Annotated in this window: 9 protein-coding genes; all 9 read right to left on the bottom strand. The window is 24.7% G+C overall.

Features of this window, described 5'->3' with window-relative positions; translation table 11 throughout:
* Positions 1–20: 20 nt before the first annotated feature.
* The 9 genes from ACRYA_RS10240 to ACRYA_RS10200 are packed head-to-tail and all read right to left on the bottom strand — an operon-like array spanning position 21 to position 15,261.
* Positions 21–1,496, bottom strand: coding sequence for a hypothetical protein (locus ACRYA_RS10240; RefSeq protein ID WP_121443307.1), 1,476 nt, complete (start codon positions 1,494–1,496; stop codon positions 21–23).
* A 1-nt stretch (position 1,497) separates the two neighbouring features.
* Complete coding sequence (locus ACRYA_RS10235) at positions 1,498–4,281, bottom strand: DEAD/DEAH box helicase (protein ID WP_105917947.1); 2,784 nt, start codon at positions 4,279–4,281, stop codon at positions 1,498–1,500.
* Between the two features lies 1 nt (position 4,282).
* On the bottom strand, positions 4,283–5,782 hold the full coding sequence (locus ACRYA_RS10230) for a DUF2779 domain-containing protein (protein WP_176549286.1): 1,500 nt from the start codon (positions 5,780–5,782) through the stop codon (positions 4,283–4,285).
* 1 nt (position 5,783) lies between these two features.
* The gene (locus tag ACRYA_RS10225) at positions 5,784–6,521 is read right to left on the bottom strand and encodes a TatD family hydrolase (protein WP_066408254.1); all 738 of its coding nucleotides are present in this window, start codon (positions 6,519–6,521) and stop codon (positions 5,784–5,786) included.
* Positions 6,506–7,837 (bottom strand): Qat anti-phage system QueC-like protein QatC, encoded by a 1,332-nt coding sequence (gene qatC / locus ACRYA_RS10220; protein ID WP_105917948.1) that lies wholly within the window; start codon positions 7,835–7,837, stop codon positions 6,506–6,508. The genes ACRYA_RS10225 and qatC overlap by 16 nt, the downstream gene beginning before the upstream one ends.
* 1 nt (position 7,838) lies before the next feature.
* On the bottom strand, positions 7,839–8,597 hold the full coding sequence (locus tag ACRYA_RS10215) for a Qat anti-phage system associated protein QatB (protein ID WP_105917949.1): 759 nt from the start codon (positions 8,595–8,597) through the stop codon (positions 7,839–7,841).
* Position 8,598: 1 nt separating this feature from the next.
* A complete protein-coding gene (locus ACRYA_RS10210; protein ID WP_066408260.1) occupies positions 8,599–10,479 on the bottom strand; it encodes a KAP family P-loop NTPase fold protein in 1,881 nt (626 codons plus the stop codon).
* A 10-nt stretch (positions 10,480–10,489) separates the two neighbouring features.
* Positions 10,490–14,071 (bottom strand): AAA family ATPase, encoded by a 3,582-nt coding sequence (locus ACRYA_RS10205; RefSeq protein ID WP_121443306.1) that lies wholly within the window; start codon positions 14,069–14,071, stop codon positions 10,490–10,492.
* Positions 14,068–15,261 carry an exonuclease SbcCD subunit D C-terminal domain-containing protein gene (locus ACRYA_RS10200; protein ID WP_105918344.1) on the bottom strand — a complete coding sequence of 398 codons (1,194 nt, stop codon included), beginning with the start codon at positions 15,259–15,261 and terminating at the stop codon, positions 14,068–14,070. Before ACRYA_RS10200 ends, ACRYA_RS10205 begins: the two co-directional genes overlap by 4 nt.

Genomic DNA, 15,261 nt, shown 5'->3' with positions numbered 1-15,261 from the left:
TCCTTTCAACTCTAATAAAATTAATCTATTTTTATACGATTTATATTTTTTAATTCATTTTCAAATTGAATAATTTCTTCTTTATTTTCTTTTGAAATTAAACTTGATTTTTTTTGATTTAAAATATTTAGTTCTCTTTGTAAAGTTTCTAGATTTTCTTTTTGTTTTTCATAATTCTCAAGCTCTTGTGCCAATTCAAATATTTTACTTCTATTTTCTAAATAAATAGGATATTTCTCTAATTGTTCTTCATTATTTGTTTTTTCAAATTCATCAATTCTTTTTCTTACTAATGCACGTTTTTTAGAGTCATTTAAATCTATTCCATAAAGCTTATTTTTATCCTCTTTAATTTTCTGCATTTCTTTATCAAAATCTTTTTTATCTTTAAAAGTTAAATTATTCATTAATTTTGTAATTTCTTCAACTTGAATATTTATTTCATCAAGTGTATTTTTATCATAGTTAGGTTCAACCATTATAATTTTTTCTAAAAAATAATTTGATAGAATTTCTTTAATATTTTTTTTATCTTCTAAATCATTTATCTCATAAATGGAATCATTTTTTCTTATATAATATTCATCCCCAAATATAAAAATATCATCCAAATTAATATCTATAAAAAATATTCTTTTTTCTTTATCATTAGTATAATTAGTAAAAATATATAAATTTTTTTGATTCTTATTTAATTTAATTATTTCATGGGCAATATCTTCAATTTTTGTTGAAAAAATAACAACAATTGAATTATCTTTATTTAAAGAAATTTTGTCTCTTAGAATAGGAAGAAATTCTTCTTTATGACAAAAAAAATTTTCATTTTGTATAAAAGTTTGATTATTTAGATTTTCATAAATTTGATTATCTAAAAATTTTAAATCATTGTGATTATTAATACCTTGATTACTATAAATTAAAAATTTATTATCAGAATAAGTCAATAATTTAACTTTTTTTGTTGATTCTTTACTATCTATTAATTCAAAATTTAAAAATCTTTTATCATTTTCTCTTATATTTTTTTCAAATTCATTTTTTAAAAAATTATGAATATCTTTAAATTCATCTTTAGTTAAATAAAATCTTTCTTGAATTTTTTCTTTTTTAAATTTATTTTCATATTGTAAATATTCAGCATTTTCATCAAAGTTAATAATAAGATTATCACTATCTAATCCATTTATCATATCAATCTGAGCTAAATTTTTTAAATTCTCTCGTATTATATTTTCATCAAGATTTAATAAATCAGCAATTTTTTTAATATTCATTGTTAAATATTTTTCATCTGCTTTTTGAATTATTTTTAATGAATATTTTTCAAATAAGTTCAATGGAACTGTCTGTTTAAAAAGTATGTTTACATAAGCTTCAAAAGTTAATAATTCTATATCTTTTATTGAACATAATTTGCTATCAAACTTATTTTTCTTTTTGTAGTTTCTTATTTGACTCATTTGCTCAAGGGTTAAGTCATAACCATATAACATTTTATTCTCCTTTTACACTACCAAATTTTTTTGCAATATTAAATATTTCATCATATTGTTGTGCCGATTTCTCATTATTACCAAATCTAAAATTATCAGGATTTCCTACGATAATTAAAAGATTCCTTGCTCTTGAAAAAGCTACATTAATCCTATGAGGTTTTTTTGCAAAACCAACTTCATGTTTTTTATTATTTCTTACCAAAGACACAATTATGATATCTTTCTCTTGTCCTTGAAATCTATCAACAGTACCAAATCTAATATCTAAATGGGGATAATTTCTATCTTCTCTTGGAAGTCTCCAAAATCCTTTTTTTTCTAAACTTGTTAATTCTGATAATTGACTTCCATAAAAAGTAATTACTCCAACGGAAGGTTTTTTTTCTATTTTTTCATATGATTTATTTAAAAAATCAAGTGTTGTTTTTATTCTTTTAATTTCAGATTCATTAAAAAAAGAGCTACTTCCTTTATGTTGACTTTCTTCATCACTTTTTTTTGTTTTTAGCCAAACTAAATGTTTCTTGTGAAATGTTTTATCTTGTATTTGATGACATTTTTCTAAATCTGGGTTTTTTAGTCCACACTTCAAGCCTTCATTATTCTTTTCATCTCTATAAAATTGATTTATTGCTTTTTGAATATCAGGATGCATTCTATATTGAGTATTTAACATAACATAGTTATCTGGATTATTTTGAATAAGTTTTTCAAAAACTGTAGTATCAAAATCTAAAGAATCTAAACTTATATTACACTCTTCAGCTATATCTTCCAAACTAACATCTTTTATAATTGGGGGTAATTGTTTATGATCTCCTACAAGTATAAGTTTTTGACCTTTTAATATTGGAAGTACAAGTTCTGGAGGTGTTGCTTTTGATACCTCGTCTACGATAACAACATCAAAGTTTTTATTTTTAAAACTATTTTTTCCTGTTTCAAATAACGTTGCACCCCAAATATTTAATTTATGCATATAGTTAGAAGATAAATAACCTAATTCTTCATCATAGATATTTTCATCTTCTTCAATTTGTAAATCATTTAAAAAGTTTCTTTGTATTTCTTCAAAATATTTTAGTTCATTTAACTCATTAAATCTATCATGAATTAAATCAATATTTTCATCATTAGTCTCCATTAAATTTTTTAAATGTATAAATTCTTTTTCATTTTTATCTAACTCATCTTTTAAATTTTTTACAATTCTATTTTGATAAAAAGTACCTAAGTTTTGTTCTATTGGTAAACTTTCTCCATCTTCAGGCTCGTAATCTTTTCTTATAATTCTAATTGGATATAAAGAGGGATGATTTAATCTCTGTATAGCATTATCTACAGCCATATTTGCTTGAGATACTATTAAAACTTTTTTACCACGTATTGCTTCTTGATAAGCTATTTCAGATATCACTTCAGTTTTTCCAGTTCCTGGAGGTCCTTGAATCATAAAAAGTTCTTGAGAAATCAAAGCTTTTTTTATGGCTTCTTTTTGTTTATCATTTAAAACTTTTGAAAGATATTTGATTTCAAAATTATCTATTTGATTTTGATTTATAACTGGTAGCTTTTTATCTCCGAATAAATAAGGTTTTAATGGATGATTTTGGATTCTTTCTAATCCTTGTTTAAGTGTTTTTAATTGGAATTGATCTCTAAAATAAGATACTCTTAATATTAATTTTTCTCTTGGGTTGAATTTCTTTGAGCTATTATTTCCTAATAAACTTAATACATTGTTTATATTATCTTTTTCTTCATTACTTAATGCATATTCATTTTCAGAGTAATGCGCATATTCATTGCTTAATTTAGAAAATAAGTTAACTAAAAGATTTTTTTCTTCATCTTTTATATTTAATTTTAAAATATGATTTTTTACTTGAGTTGTACTATTTACTTTTTCTTCGATAAATTGTCTAGCTTTCATGGCAAAATTCAAATCATCTAATGCAGATGAAATAATTTCGCTATGTTCATTATTTGTAAATTCTTTTTTAAATTCATCACTAAGTGTAAAAGTGAATTCTTTTTTATTTGCATCAAATTGTCTATCTAACTTACCAAAAAAATTATCTTTTGAATTTCTTCTATCCTCATCCCATTCATGTAGTTTTTTATTTTTATTAACATTCTCAAGATAATAAAAAATAAAATCTTCACCTCTAGCTTTTTTTAATTTTTCAAATATATTATTATCATTTACAGAGATAGTTGCCTTGTTTTTACTATATGAAATTTCAGTTTCAATATAAAAATCTTTTGCATCAATTAATTTTTCTAAAAGAGTCAAATAAACAAACCATTTTTTATATTCTTCATTTTCTTCTAACGACTGAGTTTTATAAGGTTTTAATTCTTCAAATTTTTTTTCTATCGCATCTAATAGGTTATTTGTTGAATTATTATAGTATTCTCGATTAAACTCTATTGGTATCTTTACTTCACATTCAATATCTAAAAAATCATTATTTTCATCAATTATTATTTCAGGTTTTTTTTGAATATCAAAACAAACCATGTAATTATCTATTTTATTTCTGATAGTATCTACACTTCTTTCTACAAAAAGAATATAATCACTATCATTGATTTTAATTCCTATTTTATTTTTATCTTTACTTTTATGTTTAAATATAAATATTTTTAATTCTTCATCTTGAGGAAACTCTTTTTCAATAAATTCTTCAATATTCATATTAAATTTACTTTTTATTTTATCTTTTACTGTATTTACAAGTGCAATAGTAATTATTCTATTTTTTTCTAAATATTCCATATTAAATATTATTTACTTCCTTTTTCAATTTCTCTAAAATTTTCACCATAGCCAAAGTATCAAGTTTACAATACTCTAAAAGTGAATTTCTAAGTTTTTGTTTCTCATTTTCATCTAATGAACTTAACTTTGCAAAAGCGTTCATAGCTTGACTTCCATTTTGAACACCATCTAGTTCTTTATATGCTTTTTCAAACTCTGGAACAAGTGCTGGTAAAACGTACTTGATAGAATAACTTCCATTCATGTGAGGAGTTACATACCATTTCTTTTGAAAAGGAACCATCAAATCTTGCATATTATTATTTATAGCTAATAGATGTTCACTAAATTCTTCAAATAGTGTAGCTAATCTTTTTATAACACCTTTTTCAAAACTCATATTATAAGCTAATACAGTTGCATTTTTTGGTATATCTTCACAAAGTCTAAGAGCAAGTTCATATCTACTATCAACACTATCTTGAGCTAAATACTCTTTATGTTCTAGTATTTTATTTTTTTTGCCATCTTCATACTCAATATGAAGTGAGTATTGAAATGGTATTTGTTCGTAAGCTTTTAAACCTTTATATAAAGGAATTGCTTGTTGATATGTTTCAAAGTCTAAGTGATAAATTGGATAAGTTAAATTTTGTAAAAATGATTTAATATTTTCTATATCTATATATGTAATTTCTGATTTATAGTTTTCAACAGCTTGTGTTTGAATAGAAGTCATATCAAAGTCATGAGGAACATCATCTATATTTATAATACCTCTACTATAAAGTTCAATTTGTTTTTTACTTCCAAGATTAAAAATATTAAATATAGAATAATCAGGAATTTTTCTTTGAACTTTCCAACAATACTCTTTTGCATCACATTCATAAGGACTATTACACTGTTTACCTATATCTATATTTGGTTCATTTTCTCTGTCTTCTAAATATATTTCAAAATCTTTTAAAATATTTGGTATATTTGATTGCATTGATATAACTTCATTTGTAACATCAACTATTTTAAAAAGTTGATTTATATCTAATTCATCACCTCTAATATATTCATTATTTATATGAATTACATTTGCACTTTTTATTTTAAAACCTAAGTTTTTAAGTACATAATATTGAATAGAAACATCATGCAAATATATATCTTTTACTTCAGTTGAACTTTTGACTTCATAAATAGATATTTCACTATTAGAAATAGTCAAAATATCCACCATAACTAAAATACCAAAGAAGTTAAAAGTAGCTTCATAGATATTTTCAACTCCACCCTCAAGCCACTGTTTTGTTGTAGCTATCATCTCATCATAGTTTTTTGAATATGGAACTTCTTTTCCATGAGGGAAAAGTTGACAAGCAAAATCTCCTACTATATTTCCAGTTTCAAATATAGCTTGTGCTTGCTCATCTGGTGGTGTTAAAACACTTGGCTTATATTTTTTAAGCCAAAGTGCTTTTGGGCATTGGATACCTTTTGTGTAGAGAGATTTTGATAAGTTCATTTTAAAATAATTTATCATAAGAATTTTGCAAATTAAAAAAGTTTCTTAATATAATATTTCTTACTTCATCTAATGATAAATTCCATAATTCACTTAAATAATAATAAACATTTAAATTTTTATAGGGTAAATCATTAATAAAAGGTGCATCAGTTTCAACTAATATTTTATTTTTTGGGAGTCTTGAAATAATATTTTGTCCCTTTTTACTTTTACACATATTACTATTTATCGAAAAATAATATCCACTATCTAAGATTTTATTTAGCGTACCAATTTTTCCACTATACCAATGAAAAATAGCTTTTTTAATATCATATTGAATTAACATATTTAGAACTTTATCTTCTGCTTGAGCACTATGTAAATTCAAAATTTTATTTCGATTTCTTACATTTTCTAAAATAAATTCAAAGACTTCAATCTGTTCTTTTTTTGATTTAATAGCTCTTTTAGAAAAATCTAAACCAACTTCTCCTATAAATTTTGTTTTAACAATATTTTTTAAAAAAAGTTTCTTTTCTTTTTCCAAATTGTACTCACTCTCTAGACAATGAAAACCTAATGATGGATATATATATTTAAGTTGTTTAACATACTCAAAGGTTTCATTAAATTGAGAAGGTAAAGTTGTCACATATATTGTGTGTGTTTCTGTTTTTTCACATTCTAATGCAATATCTCCTGCATTTTCAAAGAAATTTATATGACAATGTGTATCTATTAGGCTAATTGACAACTGAATAATCCTTTTATTTCATCATCTGCTTTATCATTAATGTACTGTTTTATTTCTGCATAACCTCTTAAAAGCATATCTGTAACTTCTTCAATATCATCAATTTTTGCCATTAATTTTATTTCTCTTTTTACTTCAGCTCTTGTCAAATTTTTATTTAAGAAATAAGCTAATGCTAATAAATCTAATCTTTTCTCATGTGAAGAAATTTTTATATCTTCATTCTTTAATCTATGTCCATAATCATTGCATCTATCTAAAGTATTATTAAACTTATGAATAGAAGCTCTTCTGATTGTACAAGGAATACAATAACCACAATTTAAACTATTCCTATTATACCAAGTAGCAGTATGTCCTCCACCATGTGAGCAAGATAAAGTTTTAGTGGCTAGTTTTGAGATTAAGTCTGTATTTCTATTTTCAACTAACATTTCACCTTTTGTTTTAAATAGATAGGGATTATTTATTTGAATATTATGCCCTAATAAACTTAAAGCCTCTTCAAATTTTTTAATAAAGTATGGATGCATGGTTTTTGTACTATTAGAGCAAGTTCTGGAAGGAGTTAAAGGTAAATTAATACTAATTACACCATTTTCAGGAGTAACTATTTCATTAATATTTAAATTAATTGCATGAAATAATGCTATACCATGAAATAATATAGAACGACCTCTTGTTGTTCCTTCATGCTTAATTTCATCTTCTGTATAAACATGAAAAGAGGCTTGCCTTATATTTTTAGTTGAATACTCATTTCTTATTTCACTTAATAGTTCACTATGTAAAGTTGATGGTGCACCATGTCCATCTACATGTGAAATTAATAAAATATTGTCTGTTTCATCAACTAAGTTTATTGCTCCTGCAAGAGAGTCCAACCCACCCGAGAATAAACATATTTTTTCTACATTTATATTTAGAGATAAAGTTTCTTTTCTTTCAAAATATGAAATATCTTCTAATTCTCTAAAATTAAATATCCAATTATCACTAGTTAAAAAATCAATTGCTTCTTTTAAAATATCTTTTGCACTATTCCATACAGAAACATTACTAACAGGTATTTCAACTTCAATATCTCTACTCCAATTGTCAAAAGTATCAACTCTTTGTATAACTTTATCAATTGCATAAATAATAGATGTAAAATATAGTACATCTAAACTTGAATTCGTAGGATTAGAAATAATACTAGTAAAACAATCATATGGATTAATAATTAAACCACTTTCATATTCATTATTAATATTAAGTCTAAGTGTTAATAAACAATCTTTTCTATCTAACTCTTCAATAGTAACTTTAAACATATCATTCTTCCTCTAATACTTCTAAAATATCTTTTAAGATTCCTTGAACAAAATCTGAACCCTCTTGACTACCAAAATCTATCCCCTCAATATTTCTATTACATTGTATTCCAGAAATTTTAGTACTTATTGTTTCTTTAACTATTTCTAATATTTCTTCTGCATCAGATTGATTAGTTTTTAAAGTTCTATCTTCAAAAAATATTCTACAAAACAATTCATAAATATAATTTTCATAAAAACCACAAACTAATTCTTTTGCTTTTTCTGTTTTAATTACATTTGATAAAATATTTTCAAGTTCTTCTTCATTAGCTATTTCATTAAATAAATTTTCCATAACTGTCTCAATAGCCTTTGATGCACAAACACTATCAGAATCAACTGCAGGTATTAAAAAGAAATCTATAAATAATTCTTTAATCTCATCTATAGTTTTACCTTCAATATTGATACCTCTAGATTTGGCAGCTTGTTGTAAACCATTTTTAGATATATCACTGAAAAAAGAACCTAATCCTTGAACTGTATTTCTAGCTGTTGATGATTTAAAAGATAAACTACTCCCTCCTCCTGTAGGTATACTTTGTGGTTTATTATAAGATGAAAAGTTTTCTGCACCACCAATTGCCTTTATAAATTTACTTACAACCTTTGTATTTTTATCAGGTTTTTCAATTAACATTCCCATTTGCCTTTTTAAAGTATCCCAAGGACTTCCTTTTCCTTTTGGTGGCTCATAACCTTTTGATGTTCCCATTTTAATTCCCTTTCTCTAAATATTTAATAGCTGCTTTTTTCAATAAGCCTTTTTCCTTTTCACTATAATTAACTATAATTTTATCTACTTTATCACTTAAAGACCCTTCTTTCTGTTTAATATTGTTTAGTCTATCAATTAAATAAATTAAATTATTAACTTTTTGATAAGGAAGGGCTATTACAATATTTAAATATCTATCATAAAAATCAATATTATTAATTTGAATAGTTAATTGATGTAAACTATTGAGAAGTTCTTTAAGGTTTGGAGTTATATTTATTTCATTCTCATATAAACTGAAAATTTCTGATAATTCATCATAACTAAGATTTTTTGCTCTCTCTAAGCTTACTCTTACTTCTGTTTCTTGAGTTGACTTTAATCCCTTATAAATCTTTTGAAGAATAGGACTAACCATATGAACATCAGACAAAGTAGATTCTGTTTTATCTCTAAATAACCAAAAATAATTTCTTAAATCAGTATCAGAAAGTTTAGGTTCTATTTTTATCCAACTTACCATTTGTGGTGTTTGCCACTCTTGAAAAGAATCTTTAAAAGGGTTCTCCTCACCATCACAAAAGACTTTTTCTAATATATTTATTTCATGGAAAAAACCATCATTTTTTGATTGAAGTTCATTTAATTTTTTAAATAATTTAGTATCAAAGTATTCAAGAAGCATTAGTTTTATTAATACAAAAATATCAATATCAATTTTTGCAACACTAGCTAATTTTGTCCTCAAAATAAAAGTATTCAAAAATCTTTTTGTCTGCCTAGGATTACCTTTTAAAATTGTTGTAATCATTTGACTCATACTATGAGATAGATTTAAAAGACTACTTAATGAAGGTTTATCATCAAAATTAATTTTTTCTTTTATATGTCCATAAGAATATGCAGAATAAAAATCAGATTGTTTAAAGCTTTGATAATCATCATATACTATTTTAAAATCATCTTCTTCCAACTGTGTTTTACAAAATAAAAGATTATTATAAGTTTCAATTTCAGATAATGAAAGTTTTGGTAATCTATAAGGAATTTGAATTAACTTCTCAATATAATCTGTAACTATTTGTTTAGAATCTTGTAAATAATCTGAATCACTATTTAAAGTATGTAATTTCAGATGCATTGAAATAGAATGTTTTATTATTCTCTCATCAGCACCAATTACAAAAGCTGTATTAGGTACAGATAAGAATAGCTTTATAGCCTCTAATGTTTCAATAACACGTTCAGGCATACACCTATCTAAATCATCAATAAAAATAACTACACTCTCATAATCAGTTAAATTTATTAATTCTTCAAAATCTTTTCTAAAAGTTTTTATTGTATTTTTAGATGTGTTTTTTTGTTCATCTTTTATGTATTCATTAAGTTTAGATAAATCTGCAGTTTCTAATTCATCAATTTTTTCTTTTTTCAACATACTAAAACCTGCTTCAATTACACTACCAACTCCACCTGTAGCAATAATATCAACAACATTTTTACCATATTTTTTAATACCATCTTTTGCTAGTTTCATATAATCAACTCTTGATATTAAACTCAATATTTTCTTTTTTGCTGTTTCACCTAAAGTTTCATTCTTCGACAGTTCTAATAAAATATTTTCAAGAAGTGAAATTTTTGCATCCTGGTAGCTTTCAAAAAGCCAACTATTAAAATAAATTGTTAATACTTTTTCGTCATCTTCTAATTTTTGCTCAAGTATTTTCATAATACTAGATTTTCCACTTCCCCAATCTCCAAATACACCTATTGTTAAAGGTAGTAAATTAGGATTTGTTACATACTCTTTTATTAAATCACAATGTACTTCATAATTTAAAAAATCCTCAGTTGTTTCATTATCTGCCCACATTATATTCCTCCTAATTTAAATTCAAAACACTCGTCCCATCACCTTTAGGCATAACCCTAATCTGCAATGGAATTCGCTCTTTTAGTGCTTCCACATGGGAAATCACACCTACCATCTTTCCTGAACTTTGTAACTGATTTAGCGCATTTAGTGCTAACTCTAGACTATCACTATCAAGTGTTCCAAATCCTTCATCTAAAAAAAGTGAATCTATACTTATTTTCTGACTTGCAAGGGCTGAAAGTCCAAGTGCAAGTGAAAGACTTACAATAAAACTCTCACCACCAGAAAGCGTACTTACAGGTCTTACAACATCACCTTGGAAACCATCAATTATTTCTATTTCTAATAGCTTACTTGAATCACTACTTCTTTGAAGTTCATATCTAGGGCTTAGTATTTGTAAATATTTATTTGCTAGATAGATTAACTGGTCTAAAGTGATACCTTGTGCAAATTTTGCAAATTTATCACCACTTGCTGAACCTACCATTTCATTTAGTTTTATCCATACTTTAAAGGCTTCTTTTTTATTCTCTAACTCTTTGATTTTATCTTCATGTTTTTTCATATTTGAAGCATTGATTTCAAGCTCTTTTTCTAAACTTCCTATTGATTTTTGCAGTTCATCAATAGCAGTTTGCAACTCTTTTAACTCATCACTTAAAGTTTGAAGTTCTTTATCTGTTAAGTTTAACTCTTTTTGTTCAGATAGTTTTTTTGCTGTATCTATTTTTAGAGTTTGGATTTGAGTATATTTTTCTTCTAGTGCTTTACACATTAGAGATAACTCTTCTCTTTGCTCTTTATTTAAAAGTGCTTTTTCAAACTCTTCTTTTGAGTTAAAACTATTTTCTGCTAGAGCATTATTGAAATTTTGTTTTGTCTCTTCTAGTTTTGTATTTTCATTGATTTGTTTTTGATTTAACTCTATTATTTGCGTATTTAGTGATTCATTTTTTGAATTTAGATTTACTAAATCTTTTAATAAAGAGTTATATCTTTCATTAATAGTATTAAATTTACTTGTTATCTCTTTTTCAAAAATATTTAAATCAGATACATCTAAAATAGCTTTGCTTTGAGTTTGTAATTCTATTGTTTCATTAGAGATTTTAGAAAGTTGTTCAGCATCAGTTTTTAAACTTGACTCTATTGATATGATTTTTGTATCAAACTCTTTTAGTTGTACTATTAAACTTTGAAGTTTAATATCAAGCTCTTTTTTTGATATTTCATTTTTAATAAAACTATCTTTCTTAGAGACTATTGTTCTAAAGTTTTCTTCAAACTTTTCATCAAATATTAGTTCATATTTACTATATACTTTTGAAAGTTCCTCTTCTAAACTTTGCTTTTTAGATATGTTTTGAGTTTGTTCATTTTGTAATTGTTCAATTAAACTTTTTAGTTTATAAAGTTCTTGTTCATTTTGAGAAACAAAAGTTTGTTTTGTATTTAACTCTTTTTGAAGATTATCTCTTTGAATTAAAACTTTCTCTTTTTCATCTCTAATTTTTACTATATTCTTTAACTCTTCTTCTAAAAGTTGCTTTTCTTCTTCTAAGTTTGTTTTAGAATCATTCATTAAAATAAAATTCAATGAACTAAATACTTGCTCAATATCTTCTTTATGTTTTAATAATTTGTTTAGTTCTAAAGTAGAACTCTCTATTTTAGTTTCAAGTTTTGATAAGTTTAATTCAATAGTTCGTAAAACTTTATTTTCCTCATCAAATATTTGCTTCTTTTGAGCGATTAAAGATGTAGTTTCATTAGCATTTAAACTTATTTTATGATTTACAAATGGATGTTCTTTTGAACCACATAAGAAACACTCTTCACCCTCTTTTAGATTTGCTCTATCACTTTCATATTTTGCTATTAAAAGTTCTGCTTCTCTTTTATCATTTAGAGTTTGAATATGTGTTTTAATTTCATTTATTAGTTTTGTTTTTTCTTCTATATTTGTTTTTATAGTTTTTGATTCATCTTTTGAAGAAGATATGATATTTTCTTCTTTTAAGATATTTTCTAATAATCCTTTATATTCATCTATAGAAGTAGTTAATTTATCAATACTTTTTAATCTATCCCTATTATTTGATTCTTTTTGATTGAAATTTGAAGTTTGAATTTCTAACTCTTTATACTCTTTATCTTTAGAATCAAATAATACTTTTATTTCATCAAACTCTTTTTTTGCCTTAGTAAAACTATCCTGTAAAGTCTTTTCATTTAAACTATTATTTTGAAGTTTTTCTTCTATTTGTTTTAAAAGTTTTATTACATCTTTATAATCATTTACATTTTTTGAGATTAAAGATATCTCTTCTTTTAATGATTCATCATTTTTATTTTTTATTAGATAGACATTTATAGTTTTTAAATCATTCTCAATTTTTTCTTGATTTGTTTTTAGTACTTTCAAATCTTCATTTAGTTTTGTTTTTTGTTCATTTTGAGAGCTTATTTTATTTTCTAACTCTTTGATATTTTGAAGTTTTGATTCTATTTTAGTTTGTAATGTTCTTACTTCTTGAAGTTTTTTAGAGTTCGTATCAAATGAAATTTTTTCTTTATCTAATTCATCTTTTGATTTTAAAGATTCATTAGTTTTTGATTGTAAGAGTTGTTTTAAATCTTCTAACTCTTTTTGAAGTTTTTCTAGTTTTTCTTTATCTTGATTTATTATTTGAGTTAAAGAGTTCTTTTCTTGATATATAGGCTGAACATTTAAAGCTTTATTTGCTAAATCTAATCTGATAAAATCTTCTTTTTTATTCTCTTTTTCAAAACTGATTTGTTCAAATTCTTTAATATACTTAGTATTATCAGCTTCTAATTTTTGTAAATTTTCAAGCCAATTGATTACCTTTTTTAGCTCATTTCCTTTAGAATCTAGTTCAAGTTTTTGTGTTTTTGAACTATTTAAAATTAAAGTTTTTTCAGTAACAACTTCATTTGATAATAATTCAATATTACCTAATAAATTTTCATCTAATTTAATCTCATCATTTTTTCTAGTATAAGTTTGATATATCTCTTGTGAAATTTGTTTATAGATTTGTGTTCCCGTGATTTTTTCAAGTAAACTTGAACGCTCATTTTCCTTTGCTTTTAAAAAAGCATCAAAACTTCCTTGAGCTAACATCATAGATTGAATAAATCTATCAAAATCAAGTCCAGATAATTCTTCTATATATTTTGGAACTTTTGAAAGATATGATTCTAAGACTTTTCCCGTTTCAACTTCGCTAACTTCCATTTTTGCACTTTGGAAAGCTCCATCAGGGCTTTTTCTAGCTCTTTTTTGACTCCAAGAACTTCTATAAACTTTTCCTTTTACTTCAAATTCAACTTCACATAAACATTCCCCTGTGTGTCTGCTCATAAGTTCATTTGGGTTTGTAAGTCTTGCAGTTCTTCCATATAAAGCACATGTAATTACATCTAAAATAGTACTTTTCCCAGCACCAGTTGGTCCAGTTATAGCAAATAATGATTCATCTTTTAAAAACTTTTCAAAGTCTACTTCAAACTCACCTTTTAGTGAGTTAATATTTAGTAATTTTATCTTTAGTATTTTCATAGGCTTTGCACCTTAGAAACTACTTCTTTAAAGTTTAAAAGTAGTTCTTTTTCAAACTCTTTATCTTCTATGTTTTCAAGCTCTAATCTTTTTTCAAATACTTGTTCAACTGATAATTCATCTAAACTTATTACTTTTAATTCATTAGCTTTTAACTGTTTTTCACTTTTATCTATTTTTACTGCAAGTAGTGTTAATTCAAGTTTTGAAGCAAGTTGTCTGATTTCATTATTTGCATACATTGCATTATCATCAGATATATGAACTTCTATCCAAGAGTTTTTATCTTCTATTTTAGTAAGTTCATTTTTTATAGTTTCATAATTGCCTTTGATAACAATTAGTTTTCTAGAAAGTGGAACTTCTATCTCTTCTATACTCATTTCATTTTGAGTAAAAGATACAAGATTTACTTTTTGACTGTTTTTAGATTCAGAAAAACTAAGAGCTATTGGAGAACCTGAATATCTTACATGTTCATTATTTCCAACAACTTGATTTATATGAAGATGCCCTAAAGCAACATAATCAAACATACTAGATAAATAATCCCCACCTATATCAATAGTTCCACCAATATAAATATCTCTTTCACTTTGAGAACTTCTACTTCCAACTGTTGTTAAATGTCCCATTGCTATTATTGGGATATTTTTATCTTGTTTTAGTTCAAGTGCTTTTGAGTAACAATTTTCATAATAAGCTTTAATACCACTATTTGCTAATTTCTCTTTTTCACTTATTGTTTTTCCACTAAGAGATTGTCTAATAACACTATCTCTTAAAAATGGAACAGCACAAACAATAGATATTAAATCATCATTTTTATTTATAGGAATAATTACATTTTCATCTTCATCACCAGTTGTTATAACATGAACATTTAAAACTTCTAAAAGTTGTTTTGGTGCTTTTAGAGTTGAAACTGAATCATGATTTCCAGCAGTTATAATAGTAGTAATTAAAGTTTTAATACTTGATAGTTCTTTTAAAAAATTATAATAAAGTTCTAAAGCATAATTTGGAGGAGTACCAGTATCAAAAATATCCCCTGATACAAGTAATACTTCTATCTCTTTTTCTTTTATAATCTTTAAAAGCCAAGATAAAAAAGCTTCATGCTCCTCTACCCTACTTTTTCCCATAAAATTTTGACCTAAATGCCAATCTGAGGTATGTAAAATTTTCAT

The organism is Aliarcobacter cryaerophilus ATCC 43158, assembly GCF_003660105.1.
GTDB lineage: Bacteria > Campylobacterota > Campylobacteria > Campylobacterales > Arcobacteraceae > Aliarcobacter > Aliarcobacter cryaerophilus.
Note: the sequence above shows the minus strand (reverse complement) of the source record. Positions and strands in the feature narration are given on the sequence as shown.

What these genes read in the sequence shown, in the direction of transcription:
- ACRYA_RS10240 (WP_121443307.1), bottom strand. Translation starts at nt 1,496, where the DNA reads ATGTTATATGGTTATGACTTAACCCTTGAGCAAATGAGTCAAATAAGA.
- ACRYA_RS10235 (WP_105917947.1), bottom strand. Translation starts at nt 4,281, where the DNA reads ATGGAATATTTAGAAAAAAATAGAATAATTACTATTGCACTTGTAAAT.
- ACRYA_RS10230 (WP_176549286.1), bottom strand. Translation starts at nt 5,782, where the DNA reads ATGAACTTATCAAAATCTCTCTACACAAAAGGTATCCAATGCCCAAAA.
- qatC (WP_105917948.1), bottom strand. Translation starts at nt 7,837, where the DNA reads ATGTTTAAAGTTACTATTGAAGAGTTAGATAGAAAAGATTGTTTATTA.
- ACRYA_RS10215 (WP_105917949.1), bottom strand. Translation starts at nt 8,597, where the DNA reads ATGGGAACATCAAAAGGTTATGAGCCACCAAAAGGAAAAGGAAGTCCT.
- ACRYA_RS10210 (WP_066408260.1), bottom strand. Translation starts at nt 10,479, where the DNA reads ATGTGGGCAGATAATGAAACAACTGAGGATTTTTTAAATTATGAAGTA.
- ACRYA_RS10205 (WP_121443306.1), bottom strand. Translation starts at nt 14,071, where the DNA reads ATGAAAATACTAAAGATAAAATTACTAAATATTAACTCACTAAAAGGT.
- ACRYA_RS10200 (WP_105918344.1), bottom strand. Translation starts at nt 15,261, where the DNA reads ATGAAAATTTTACATACCTCAGATTGGCATTTAGGTCAAAATTTTATG.